The sequence below is a fragment of the Flavobacterium aureirubrum genome, assembly GCF_038739835.1.
GTDB lineage: Bacteria > Bacteroidota > Bacteroidia > Flavobacteriales > Flavobacteriaceae > Flavobacterium > Flavobacterium aureirubrum.
The window spans coordinates 1-13937 of the sequence record NZ_JBCGDO010000023.1 but is presented as its reverse complement, the minus strand read 5'-3'; the positions used below and the strand labels follow the sequence as shown (position 1 = coordinate 13937).

11 protein-coding genes are annotated in these 13937 nt (G+C 31.6%); 6 read left to right on the top strand and 5 right to left on the bottom strand.

Going from position 1 to position 13937, the window contains the following annotated elements:
* Positions 1–15: 15 nt before the first annotated feature.
* Both purE and WFZ85_RS13730 read right to left on the bottom strand, forming a co-directional pair.
* A complete protein-coding gene (purE, locus tag WFZ85_RS13735; RefSeq protein WP_342696860.1) occupies positions 16–501 on the bottom strand; it encodes a 5-(carboxyamino)imidazole ribonucleotide mutase in 486 nt (161 codons plus the stop codon).
* 61 nt (positions 502–562) lie between these two features.
* Positions 563–1726, bottom strand: coding sequence for a 5-(carboxyamino)imidazole ribonucleotide synthase (locus WFZ85_RS13730; protein WP_342696859.1), 1164 nt, complete (start codon positions 1724–1726; stop codon positions 563–565).
* 199 nt (positions 1727–1925) lie between these two features.
* Between WFZ85_RS13730 and hpt the strand changes: the two genes are divergently transcribed.
* The 6 genes from hpt (at position 1926) to WFZ85_RS13700 (ending at position 9241) form a co-directional block, all read left to right on the top strand.
* Positions 1926–2456 (top strand): hypoxanthine phosphoribosyltransferase, encoded by a 531-nt coding sequence (hpt, locus tag WFZ85_RS13725; protein WP_342696858.1) that lies wholly within the window; start codon positions 1926–1928, stop codon positions 2454–2456.
* 21 nt (positions 2457–2477) lie between these two features.
* A complete protein-coding gene (locus WFZ85_RS13720) occupies positions 2478–3050 on the top strand; it encodes an adenylate kinase (protein WP_342696857.1) in 573 nt (190 codons plus the stop codon).
* Positions 3051–3175: 125 nt separating this feature from the next.
* A complete protein-coding gene (locus WFZ85_RS13715) occupies positions 3176–4399 on the top strand; it encodes a hemolysin family protein (protein ID WP_413789740.1) in 1224 nt (407 codons plus the stop codon).
* 80 nt (positions 4400–4479) lie between these two features.
* The gene (gene obgE / locus WFZ85_RS13710) at positions 4480–5481 is read left to right on the top strand and encodes a GTPase ObgE (protein WP_342696855.1); all 1002 of its coding nucleotides are present in this window, start codon (positions 4480–4482) and stop codon (positions 5479–5481) included.
* Positions 5482–5587: 106 nt separating this feature from the next.
* Positions 5588–6901, top strand: coding sequence for a zinc-dependent metalloprotease (locus tag WFZ85_RS13705; RefSeq protein WP_342696854.1), 1314 nt, complete (start codon positions 5588–5590; stop codon positions 6899–6901).
* Positions 6902–7090: 189 nt separating this feature from the next.
* Positions 7091–9241: a S46 family peptidase gene (locus tag WFZ85_RS13700; RefSeq protein WP_342696853.1), complete on the top strand. Its 2151-nt coding sequence runs from the start codon at positions 7091–7093 to the stop codon at positions 9239–9241.
* A 182-nt stretch (positions 9242–9423) separates the two neighbouring features.
* Here WFZ85_RS13700 and WFZ85_RS13695 read toward each other — a convergent pair whose 3' ends face one another.
* The 3 genes from WFZ85_RS13695 to WFZ85_RS13685 all read right to left on the bottom strand — a co-directional run bounded on the left by WFZ85_RS13695 (position 9424) and on the right by WFZ85_RS13685 (position 13525).
* On the bottom strand, positions 9424–9894 hold the full coding sequence (locus WFZ85_RS13695; protein ID WP_342696852.1) for an HU family DNA-binding protein: 471 nt from the start codon (positions 9892–9894) through the stop codon (positions 9424–9426).
* 500 nt (positions 9895–10394) lie between these two features.
* Complete coding sequence (locus WFZ85_RS13690) at positions 10395–11867, bottom strand: hypothetical protein (RefSeq protein WP_342696851.1); 1473 nt, start codon at positions 11865–11867, stop codon at positions 10395–10397.
* An 8-nt stretch (positions 11868–11875) separates the two neighbouring features.
* Positions 11876–13525, bottom strand: coding sequence for a hypothetical protein (locus WFZ85_RS13685; protein WP_342696850.1), 1650 nt, complete (start codon positions 13523–13525; stop codon positions 11876–11878).
* Positions 13526–13937: the final 412 nt, after the last annotated feature.

The window sequence follows — 13937 nt, the reverse complement described above, 5'->3', positions numbered from 1 at the left end:
TTTTATCAAAGATAATTATTTTTTCAATTCATCCGAAGCTTTATTCACCGCTTCTTTCAGACTTTCTTTGTAGAAAATAATTTTATCGAGTACACATTTATCATGACTTCCGATGATTTGTGCGGCAAGAATTCCTGCGTTTTTTGCTCCGTTTAGCGCAACAGTTGCCACCGGAACGCCACCAGGCATTTGTAAAATCGACAAAACCGAATCCCAACCATCGATTGAATTACTAGATTTTACAGGAACACCTATTACAGGTAATGGTGACATCGAAGCGACCATTCCAGGTAAATGAGCCGCACCACCAGCACCAGCAATAATCACTGAAATTCCGCGATTGTGGGCGTTTTTACTAAAATCAAATAATTTGTCGGGCGTTCTGTGTGCTGAAACAATATCTACTTCGGTTTCTATATCAAATCCTTTTAAGATGTCGATGGCTTCTTGCATGACTGGCATGTCGGAAATAGAACCCATTATTATGGCTACTTTGCTCATTATTTTAGTTTAATGTTGTTTAAAATTGTTTCTATTGATCACAACTACCAACTGCGACTGATTACTGCGACTGACCACTGATTACTCTAATACTATTCTTCACTTCCTCAGCAATCTTTCTTGCTTCCATCATATTCTCATTTACAATCGTAACATGTCCCATTTTTCTAAAAGGTCTTGTTTCTCTTTTACCATAAATATGAGGTGTTACACCATCAATTGCCATTATTTTCTCGATATTTTCGTAAACTACTTGACCTGAAAAACCTGCTTCACCAACCAAATTTACCATAATTCCAGCAGCTTTGCTATTTGTATTTCCTAAAGGTAAATCTAAAATCGCACGCAAATGGTTTTCAAATTGCGATGTATAACTCGCTTCAATAGTATGATGGCCAGAATTGTGAGGTCTTGGTGCCACCTCGTTTACTAAAATTTCATCATTTTGTGTTTGAAACATTTCTACCGCAAGCAAACCAACATGGTTGAATGTTTCCGAAACTTTTAAAGCTATTTCTATTGCCTTTAAGGCAACAGTATCGTCAATTCGTGCAGGACAAAGTACATATTCTACTTGATTGGCTTCGGGATGGAATTCCATTTCCACAACAGGATAAGATTTTATATCACCCGAAACATTGCGAACCATAATTACGGCCAATTCATTTTTGAACGGTACCATTTCCTCAGCAATGCATTCTATATTGGGTAAATTTTCTACATCAGATATGGATTTGACTATTTTCACACCATTACCATCATAACCAAATTCTGTGCATTTCCAGACGAAAGGCATTTTTATGTTATTGTCTATAATATCAATTATGAGTTTTTTTGTGGTAGGGTAATGTTTGAAATTTGTAGTTGGTATATTGTTTTGGACATAAAAATCTTTTTGAATTCCTTTGTTTTGAATGTTCTTTAAGGTTTTTGGTGAAGGATAAACTTTCTTTCCTTCGGATTCTAACTTTTCTAAAGCAGCTACATTTACCAGTTCAATCTCGAAAGTTAAAACGTCTACTTGTTTTCCAAAATTGTAAACGGTATCAAAATCCATCAAACTTCCTTGAACAAATACATTACAAGCAATTTTACATGGAGCATCATTGCTTGGGTCTAAAACATAAGTTTGAATATCAAACTTTCGGGTTTCTGCCAAAAGCATTTTACCTAATTGTCCGCCACCGAGAATACCTAGTTTAAAATTAGAAGAGAAGTAATTCATTCGCTTTAGTTTTTGTTTCTTAGGTCTTATACATCAGCAGGGTTGTTCGCCTAAAAACTATTGTAGTTGTCGATGCAAAGATAATCACTCTACTTATAACTTCATTTCCTTAGGATATCAAATTTGCAAAAAAGTCGAAATACTTTACTATTGATACTCAATACTTGCGTAAATTTGCACCTTATTAAAAATAACTACAATGATACATCTACACGATAAAACTTTTGAACCTTTTATTTCATCTGATGAAATTGATTTTGCTATTAAAAACATGGCTAAGCAAATGGATGATGATTTCTTCGATGATATACCCGTTTTTATTGGTGTTTTGAATGGTGCTTTTATGGTTTTGGCAGATTTAATGAAACAATATCGAGGTATGTGTGAAGTTAGTTTTGTGAAACTAGCGTCTTACGAAGGAACTGAAACTACTCATGAAGTAAAACAATTGATTGGTTTAAACCAAAATTTAGAAGGAAGAACAGTTGTCGTTGTTGAAGACATTGTTGATACAGGAAATACCGTTGAAGAATTAAAAGCTATTTTTAAAGAAAAAAAAGTAAAACATTTGAAAATAGCTACCTTATTTTTCAAACCAGAAGCATACACAAAAGATATAAAGTTGGATTACGTTGGTATCAGAATTCCTAATAAATTTATCGTTGGTTACGGCTTAGATTATGATGGTTTAGGAAGAAATTTACCTGACGTTTATCAACTAGTACAATAATTTTTAATTTAAAACAATAAAATGATTAACATCGTTCTTTTCGGAAAACCAGGTGCGGGAAAAGGCACACAAGCTGAATTTTTAAAAGAAAAATACAATCTTACACATCTTTCAACCGGAGATATTTTTAGATACAACATCAAAAATGATACAGATTTAGGAAAATTGGCAAAAACCTACATGGACAAAGGCGATTTAGTTCCAGATGAAGTTACCATAAAAATGCTTGAAAGCGAAGTCGATAAAAATCCAGGTTCAGCAGGTTTTCTATTTGATGGTTTCCCAAGAACTTTGGCACAAGCTGCGGCATTAGACGCGTTTTTAGCAACCAAACAACAACAAATTACTGCCACAGTAGCTCTAGAAGCTGATGATGAAATTTTAATACAACGATTACTAGAAAGAGGAAAAACATCAGGAAGACCTGATGATCAAGATGAAGATAAAATCCGAAACCGTTACCAAGAATACAACGAAAAAACAGCACCCTTGATGGATTACTACAGCATACAAAATAAATTTCATGCTGTGAATGGAATAGGTTCAGTTGAAGAGGTAACGCAGCGTTTGAGCCAAGTAATCGACAATCTTTAATGGTTGAAATTTATGGGATAGAGTTGAATTTCAAATCAATAGAAATCCTTAAATAACTAACCACAAACAAGCAAATGGAAATACTTATCATTCTTTTTTTAATTCTTCTAAACGGGGTTTTCTCAATGTCGGAAATCGCACTTATTTCCGCACGAAAGAACAGGCTAGAAACGGCAGCTAAAAAAGGAAACAACAATGCAAAAGTCGCGCTAGACTTAGCCAATTCGCCTAATAAATTTCTTTCCACAGTTCAAATTGGAATTACATTAATCGGAATTTTAACGGGTATTTATTCTGGAGATAAAATCACGCACGATGTGAAATTATTTGTAGAAGGATTTGAGGCATTAAAGCCTTATTCGCATACGCTTTCTGTTGGATTAGTAGTGGTAGTACTTACTTTTTTCTCGCTAGTTTTAGGAGAATTGCTGCCAAAAAGAATAGGATTAAATTATCCTGAAGCCATTGCAAAAGGAGTTGCTGTCCCTATGAAAATGGTTTCTATTGTTACTATGCCCTTTATTTGGTTACTAACCGCGTCAACAGATTTTATTTTAAAAATTTTAAAAATTAAGCCAACCGCAGACGGAAAAGTTACAGAAGAAGAGATAAAAGCCATCATTAAAGAAGGAACAGAAGGTGGCGAAGTACAAGAAATAGAACAAGATATCGTGGAACGGGTTTTTCACATCGGAGACCGAAAAGTAAACTCGTTAATGACACACAGGCAATCTATTGTTTACCTTTCATTAGAAGACACAATTGAGGAATTGAAGGCTAAAGTTCTAGAAGAATTACACTCTGTTTATCCTGTTTGTAACGAAAATATGGACGACGTGGTAGGTGTAGTTCTGCTCAAAGATTTATTTACAAGTTTTGAAAAAGGCGTATTCGATTTAAATGCCATTACTAAAGAACCCGTTTATTTTATTGAACACACTTCGGTCTACAAAGCATTGGAAAACTTTAAAAAATCAAAAGTGCACTATGCATTGGTTACCGATGAATATGGCGTTTTTCAAGGGATTATTACACTCAATGATATTTTAGAAGCACTTGTTGGCGATGCTTCTGATTTTGATGAAGATGAATATAAAATCACCACCAGAGATGATGGAACATGGTTAGTAGACGGATTATATTCTTTACATGATTTCCTTACTTTTTTTGATATGGACGAATTAACGAATGACTACGACGTTACAACGGTAAGTGGCTTAATCATGACCGAAATGGGAAAAATTCCAAAAACTGGTGAAAAATTAATTTGGAATAAATTTGAAATTGAAGTCATAGATATGGATGGCGTGAAGATTGACAAAGTGCTTGTAAAAGCGATAAAAGAATAAATTAGTTTACAGTCATAGTTTGCAGTACTATTTTAGAAACTGAACACTGAGACTGAACACTGAGACTGAACACTGAAATTATGACAGAAGGAAATTTTGTAGATTACGTTAAAATATATGTTTCTTCAGGAAAAGGAGGAAAAGGATCGTCACATTTACATAGAGAAAAATTTATAGAAAAAGGTGGTCCAGATGGAGGAGATGGTGGTCGTGGTGGTCATATTATTTTAAAAGGGAACAAGAGTCTCTGGACTTTATTTCATTTAAAATTTGCACGACATGTAAAAGCAGGTCATGGAGGTGACGGTGGAAGCTCGAGAAGTACAGGTCACGACGGTGAAGATAAAACCATAGAAGTTCCGCTGGGAACAGTAGTTCGTGACAAAGAAACCGACGAAATTTTATTTGAAATCACCGAACACGGTGAAGAAAAAATTTTACTCAAAGGCGGAAAAGGTGGTTTGGGAAACTGGCATTTTAGAAGTTCAACGAACCAAACACCACGATATGCGCAACCAGGAATGCCATCTCAAGAAATGGATGTTATATTGGAACTTAAAGTTTTGGCAGACGTTGGTCTTGTTGGCTTTCCCAATGCAGGAAAATCAACTTTGCTCTCTGTTTTAACTTCTGCTAAACCGAAAATTGCAGACTATCCATTCACAACATTGAAACCCAATTTAGGAATTGTTGCTTATCGCGAATTTAAGTCCTTCATCATGGCCGATATTCCGGGAATAATTGAAGGTGCAGCTGAGGGCAAAGGATTAGGACATTACTTTTTGCGCCATATTGAACGAAATTCAACCTTACTATTTTTAGTGCCTGCCGATGCCGCTGATATTCAAAAAGAATATGAAATTTTGTTGGATGAATTACGTCGTTATAATCCTGAAATGTTGGATAAAGATAGACTGATAGTTATATCGAAGTGCGATATGCTTGACGAAGAGTTGAAAATGGAATTAAAACAACAACTTGACAAATCTTTTAGCGAAACTCCTTATTTATTTATTTCTTCTGTCGCAAATCAAGGGCTTGTTGAACTCAAAGACAAGTTATGGCAAATGCTAAATACGTAGTTATTTGTTGTAATCAATAGATTAACTCATAGTTACATTTTATTTTCGAGCGTCGTATTGAAAAAAAATGTATTTTTGAAATCTTATAAATGAAAATAATAAATTAATGAAAACAAGATTACTCCTATTTTTTGGCTTAATTATGGCCCAATCACTTTTTGCTCAACAAAGAACTTGTGGAGTTCACGAGGCTACACAGGCTATTTTAAATGATCCTACGCAAAGTGCAATTTATCTTGAAAACAAAGCGCGATTTGAAGAAGAATACCAACGTGTGTTGTCAAATTTAAATAGAAACGGTAATGTTACTAATGCTGCAAATGCAATTACAAGGATACCGGTTGCGGTTCATTATACAACAAGCTCTGCAAGCTTGGCGACAGCAACATCTGGAACAAATTTGAGTTTAAGAAATTGTTTAATTGCATTGGCTCAAACGCAGATCAATATTTTAAATGCTGATTATAATGCTACAAATGCCGATTTAAATTTATGGACTAATTCGCAAACAGGTTCAAGTCAGTTTTTTCCAGGTGTAGGAATTGGTGATATGGATATTCAATTTGAAATAGCAACACAAAACCATCCTCTTGGATCTGGTTTAGCCGAAGGTCAACCTGCTGTAACGTTTGGATATAATTTTGGTGCAGGACAAAACCGAGATGCCAACTGGACCGGTTACTTCAATATAGTTGTCAGAAGCTTGAGTGGCGGAATTTTAGGATTTTCGCCGCTTGGTCCACCATTAAATGGTTTTGGAGTAACTATTGACAATAATTATTTTTCTTCAGGAACAGGATGTTCAGGAACAGGTTCGGGTTCAGTAATACCGACAGCACCTTTTAATAGAGGTCGTACATTAACCCACGAATTTGGTCACTTTTTTAATTTGGATCACACTTTTGATGGCTGTGATGGCGCTAATTGTGCTTCATCAGGCGATTCGGTATGCGATACTCCTCAAACTGATACAGAAACCTATGAATGTCCTGCTGCTGACGCTACCTTTAGCACCTGTACAGGTGAGCAAGTACTCACTATGAATTATATGGACTATGTTGATGACGCTTGTATGTATATGTTTACTACCGGTCAAGCCACCAGAATGACAGCATGGCTCAATACCGTAAGAAGCCAAATAAGACCTAATGCTCTGAGCGATAATAGTTTTGTAAAAAACAATTTTAAAATATACCCAAACCCAAATAAGGGAACATTTACTATTGAATTTAAAGAGTTATTAACGGATTACTCAGTGGAGGTTTTTGATATTACTGGAAGAGTAGTTTTTGAAAACAATTATAATGAAAATGCAGATCTTTCTCAAAATGTAGTTTTACAAAACACTACTCGTGGTGTTTACTTTGTAAATGTTAAAACTGGAAATACTATTGTAACCAATAAAATTATTGTAGAATAGTTAATTGAAGATTTTTAATGCCATTGAATACCTTTTGGGAAACCGAAAGGTATTTTTTTTGACTTTTTTATTTTTCAATATTTCTTAAAAAAAAAGTATATTCGCATGACTTTTGTCAATTAACATGTAACAATTCCGTTTTTAGTTGACAAATTGTTATTAATACTCTAACATTTATATTTTATCACAATGAAAAAAATTATTTTATCCTTAATCGCAGGTATTATGCTTATGCCAATAAGCATGAAAGCAGATGAAGGAATGTGGTTTTTAATGTTCATAGAACGTTTAAATCACCGCGACATGCAAAAAATGGGTTTACAACTTACGGCTGAGGAGATTTACAGCATCAACAATCACAGTTTGAAAGATGCAATTGTTCAGTTTAACGGCGGTTGTACAGCAGAAATTATTTCAAAAGACGGATTGGTATTAACTAATCACCACTGTGGTTATGATGCCATTGCTGAACTATCAACAGCAGAAAAAAACCTGTTGAAAGACGGCTTTTGGGCAGAAAATAGAAAAGCGGAGATTAAGCCTTCGAGCTTATTTGTTCGTTTTTTCGTTAGAATGGATGATTGTACCAAGCGAATTTTAGCTAAAGTAAATGCTTCAATGACAGAAGCAGAAAGAGAAAAAGCAATCAATCAAGAAATTGCTCTTATAGAAAAAGAAAACAACGAAGGAGGCAAATATACAGTTTCTGTTCGCCCATTTTTTCAAGGAAATGAATTCTATTATTTCGTTTATCAAGACTATAAAGATGTAAGACTAGTTGGAACTCCTCCAGAGAGTTTAGGAAAATTTGGTGGTGATACAGACAATTGGGAATGGCCACGTCACACGGCTGATTTTTCCATGTTTAGAGTATATGCTGATGCCAACGGAAACCCAGCAGATTATTCTGAAAACAATGTGCCACTAAAACCAAAACATTATTTACCTGTAAGTTTAAGTGGAGTTAAAGAAAATGATTTTGCCATGATTTTGGGTTATCCAGGAAGAACCAACCGTTGGATGCCAGCAGGTGGAATTGAGCAAAACGTAAAATTTGCTTATCCAGCTTGGGTAGAAGGTGCGAAAACTGGAATGGACAATATGAAAAAGTATATGAATCAAAGCGATGCTTTGAATTTAGTATATGCATCAAAGTATGCTTCAACGGCAAATTATTGGAAAAATCGTCAGGGAATGATTGATGCTTTAACCAAATTTGGGACTGCGAAATCAAAAGCAGCCCAAGAAGCGAAATTTGACAAATGGGCCAATAAACCTGAAAACAAAGCAAAATACGGTAACGTAATTACAAACATTAATAAGTTCTATGCACTTACAAATGAAAAATCTCGTCACGATAATTATTTGCAACAACTGTTTAGAACTACAGCATTTGGAACAGTGTCTCGAAGCTTAGGAAGACAATTAGATTTATATCTAAAAGCTGATGCAACCAAGCGTTCACAAATGGCACCAGCAATCGCGGAGATGGCTACTGATATGTTTAAAGAGTTGCACATTCCCGCAGAGAAAGATATCTTGGCGGCACAATTAAATGTTTATGCAACTAAGTCAGTAGGATATCCAATTGCTCCATTAGTTAAAAAAATAGGCGATGAGAACAATAACAATTTTACTAATTATGTAAACGCAGCGTTTGACCTAAGCATATTTACTTCTGTTGATCGTATCAAAGCTTTTTTACAATTGCCAAATGAAGCCTTGTTGACAAATGATCCGTTATACGCTCTATCTGCTGATATGACTGCACATTTCTCCAATCGTTCAGAAGAAGTAATTAAAGCACAAAATGATTATACCACTGCGTTCCGATTATTGGTTGAAGGTTTAAGAGAATCTAAAATTGGAGCTATTAAATATCCTGATGCTAATTCAACCTTACGTTTGACTTATGGTAAAGTGCGAGCGCTTCCTGCTGACAAACGAAATGATGCTACAATTAACAATTACACTACATTAGCTGGTCAAGTTAAAAAATATAAAAAAGGAGATCAAGAATTTGATTTGCCAACACGTGTTTTAGAAATGCAAAAGAATAAAGATTATGGTCGCTATGCGGATAAAGACGGATCATTACACGTAAATTTCATAACTGATAATGATATTACAGGAGGAAACTCAGGTTCACCCGTATTAAACGGAAAAGGAGAACTAATTGGTTTGGCTTTTGACGGAAATATCGAAGCGATGGCAGGTGATGTTATTTTCGATAAAAATTTACAAAGGACTATTAATGTGGATATTCGTTATGTGCTTTGGGTAATTGAAAATTTCTCAGGAGCAAAACATATCGTTGATGAAATGACTTTGGTGAAGTAACTCAACCTATTATAATTTAAAAGCGTCCCGATAGTAGTTTTCTTATCGGGACGTTTTTTTATTGGATTTTTGCTATTTAACTCAATAGCTTATTTTTGATAATATTGGAAATACAGATATAAAGAAAATGTTTAGCGAAAGATTAAACAAGATTTTAAAATCCTAAAACCATTTCTAGTTAGTTATCGCATCCTACTATAGGTAATTCGTTTGAGTTTGTCTTTTAACTCCTTGGATGGTTTATAACTTATTTTGGCTTCTTTTATATTCGATTTGCCTAATGGTTCATTGGTTTCAGCTGCAGTTCCCAAAAGTCTGAGTTGAAAAGTGCCTAAATTATCAATTTTTACGATATTTCCATCGGATAAAGACTCACTTATCACTTCACTTAATGCTATGATAACCCCATAACAATCGGCTCTACTTACAGTGGAACGACTAGCAATAATTTTTGCTAAATCGTTTAAATCTACACTTCCTTTGCTTACAGCACAAGGATAATATTTTACTTCTGCTGGCGATACCAAATTGTTTTGCTTAGGTATCATTTTAAATTGTACAGGCATAAAAAATAGTTTTGTAATGACAAATATATCAAAAGATGTACTACTTTTAATAGAAAGTGGTACATCTTTTGTGCAATAGTCGTACATTTTTTAATAAAAAGGCGTACATCTTTTATAAAAGTTGTACTTATAAAATAGAATTATTATATCATAAAATAAAGAAGAGATGCTGACACCTTAGAAATAATTAGATATATAATTGTGTTTTTTACATAGCAATGCACTTGAAATTTATAAATAAGCAAAAAAATACTCCCATTTCGATACTTCAAAATGGGAGTTGATTAGTAAAAGTGCGCTAATGAACTAGTTTTTTGCTAACAGTGAAGTCAGGCAAAGTGCGCGCCTGTTAGGGAAAATGCATTGCGCGCATTTTGCCTAACGTCAGACTGTGAAAAAACATCACAATCCTTTTTCAAATATACTAAAATACTTGTAAGAAAAACAGCCTGTAGATTTCAATAATTTTTATTTTTTTAAACCATGTAAAGGAATTAGCGCGGAAGCGGGGACATATATTCCATACTCAAAGTTGTTAATAACTTTATGATGCTTTACATAGGAACGTGTGTTGTGTGCTGTTTTTTTTATTCATCATAATATTCTTTTCCGTCTTTGCTAAGCCAACCTTTTTTTCCATTCGGTAATTCAAACCTTGCAAAATTTTCGATAAAATTTTCTAGTTTTTTATATTTTATTTCTTTGACTAATGGATAATATGTGAATAAGTTATTTTTTGAGATTTTATATAAATCTTGATTTATTGAAACAATTGAATCTAAATTTTTCGGCAGCAGATTATTAAATTCCAAATTTTGTTCATCTATTTTTGGGTCAATTAAAAAATCAAGTGTATTTAAATTGTATTTACCATTTTTTAATTTTGTATAAACTAGCAAAGGAGTCTTTTTATGGTAATTTGTCATTTCAGAATACAGTGTAATTGATGTTGGTTCATTCAAATATTGAATACTGTCATATTCTTCAGAATTAACTACAACAAACTTATTTTCAAAACTTTGAAAGTTTTTTAAAATGTAATAAAAATCATTTGATTGAATATAAAATTGGTCATTTTCTTGAGTAATAAAAAATGAAGCATTCTGTGCTGGAAAAAAATGATTAAAACTTGGAAATACGGATACATCTTCATTTTTATAATCTTTACCAATTAAATTTATATTTCTCAACTTGTTGTTTTGAATAATCTGTAGATTTGGATAAAACCCATTAAAGCTAATTGCTTTTATCTTTTTTAAGTTTAGTTTTTCAAATGAATAATTGTAAATGTTGATTTCATTATTGTTATAACCAACTATAAAAAAAGAATTATATGCAATTGAATCAAACGCTTTTTTTATGACAATTTGATTGTAACAGTTTTTAATTTGTAATTTCTTGTTTTTTAAAGTATCAATTTTATAAAAATCTCTATTTAGCTCTAAATCTGATTTAAGTAAATGATGTTCATTTGCTTTCAGTTCTTTGTAAGTTATAACAGAATAATTTGTAAAAGCATTATTCAAATTATTATTTTCGAAAAAAAAGTTAAGTTTTTCTTTAGTTGGAATAATGTAACCTTCTGAATGGTATATTATTTTCCTTCCATTGCTAAAGTCTAAAATACAATAATGAAGTAAATATTTGTTTCTTGGTTTTTGCAACGAATCTTCTAAAATACCAACAGAAAAAAAATCTTTGTTATACTGAACAAATTGATAATTATCATCATCATTTACCTTTGTAACAAATTTTGCTTTTTTTAATTTATTAAAGTTGTATTTATTTATTTCTTTTGTAAAAATTGTTTTCGCATCTCTTTTTATTTTTTCAATTTCTTCGATTGTTGTAGAATTAAATTCATATTTGAAACCTTTAGACATTTCTTCGTAATCTTCCATGTTTTCAAAATCCAACTTATAAATTATATTTTCTTTTTTAATAAAAACCCCTTTTTCGGGATGAATAAACTGCAATTCGCCTTCTGTAATTTTATAGGTTTGTTGAGCGAAGGAGAAAACTGTAAACAGAAAAAATGATAAGTAAATGATTTTTTTCATTTATTAAATTATTGTTTGATTTCTTTATCTAAAATCAATATATCATCTTCGTTACTGAGATATACTTTAAAATTATGTTCACTAACAACTATTTTTAATTTAAGTAAATAATTTTTATAAATTGTAATGTCGTTTAACTTTGCGTCATTTGAAAATCTTCCAGACAAATATATTTCTAAATCAAAATCTCTTTTTTCAAATTGTATATTATCAATATAAAATTCTACCTTATTTTTTATTTTAATATTTTTTTGAAAATCATAAGATACTAATATTTTTTTGGGAAATTCTATGCAAATAGCATTCTCAGAAATTTCTCTGTCGTTAGCTCGATATGACTTAATTTTAAATTTATTGTAATTATATTTTAATATAATATTTGAATTTAAAAAATTAAATTTTTCAATTTTAGAATTGATTTCAAAACCACTTGTGCTATTGGAACCCTCAAATCCATGTGACTTATAACTTTGAATTAATAAATTATTCATGACTCTACTCAACTCATTTACAAAATAATTTAAACCTTTAGGTAAAATATATGAACGATTATCAAAAAAATCATAGAACTTTTTTGGAGTTAAAGTGGTGTCTTTTTGTATAAAATTTTTTGGACTAAATGGTGTATCGTTTGCTATAATTAATTTTTTATTTAGTTCCTTTTCTAATTTTTTTATTCCCTCATAGTCTTCATTTGTATATTCATTAGAACTTGTAATTGCATATCCGTTTTTTGCATCGATATCGTTATATTTTATGTTACCATCAAAAAGATTTTCATCAACCAGTATCTCTGAATTATCATCTTTTATAATTAGTATTCTATTATCAATAGTTTCATTTCTTTTAATTGAATAGTTTATTAACCATAAATTCCCATAATTTGTATCATATAATTTTAAAACTTTATTTTCTTTAAAAACATTTAAAGTATCAACTATATTATTATCGAGCTTTTTTATATCTGTTGATTTGATTTTAAGTTCTTTTTCCAAATTAATTTCTTTAATAATTTTTCCATTCGAACTGTATAAACCATAATGACCTACTAACTCTTTCATTGGATAATCATACCAATAACTGTAAATCATTCTAACATTGCCATTGTTATAATAGTTAATAACTGTTTTTATTTTATCTTCATACTCACTTGTATAAATTATGTTTAGTGGTATATATTTGATTGTTTCTTTATCTGTATTCAATGCAATTTTAATAACTAAATTATCGTTAAACTTTAGTGTTATGACATTTTTGTCTCTGAAAAAATTTGATTTTGACATTTTAAAATCACAATATTTTGTTTTTGGTATGACTTTGAGTAATATTTTTTTTAATTTATATTCATTTTCAGTTACACCATATTTTGATAAAAGTATTTTATCTCTTTCATGTTCCTTTTCTATAGTGTCTAATGTTGATGAATTAAATGCATCTAAATACCCTTCATATGAATTACAATAATTAATTACAGCAGATTTTAGGTTTGATATTGTTTTTAATTTTAATTGAAATTTTTTGAAATTTATAATTGGTGATTTGCCATATCTTGATTCAATTTGTCCAATAATTGATTCGTCAAAACATTCCTTCTGCCCAAAACTATAAATGGATACAAAGAAGATAATAAACACTAAAATTTTATTTAAAGTTCTCATATTTATGCGTTTCGGTAGAATAGCACGCAACGTCAGACTGCGAAAAAACCTCCACACCCGAGCAATAGCGAAAAGACAAAGTAAACTCTTTTTCAAATATACTAAAATACCTGTAAGAAAAGTAAAAAACCTATTTTTAACCTTTCGTAAAGTCCCAACACTTAGCAATAAACAAGCTCAATTTTTGAAATTATTTTCATCCCGAAACTTCGGGATAGTTTTTTGGAGGGTTGTGCAACAGTTACCGCTGTGCGTGTTGCACAACTCAAATATACAAAACCTTGTAAATAAATTTGATTTTTTTTAAATTTACTCATGCAAGGAAAAAAGACATTTACACCACAGTTATTTGTATCGGTAAATTTGTTGGATCTGGTTCCGGCAGATAATTTTTATAGAAAACTACTCACCG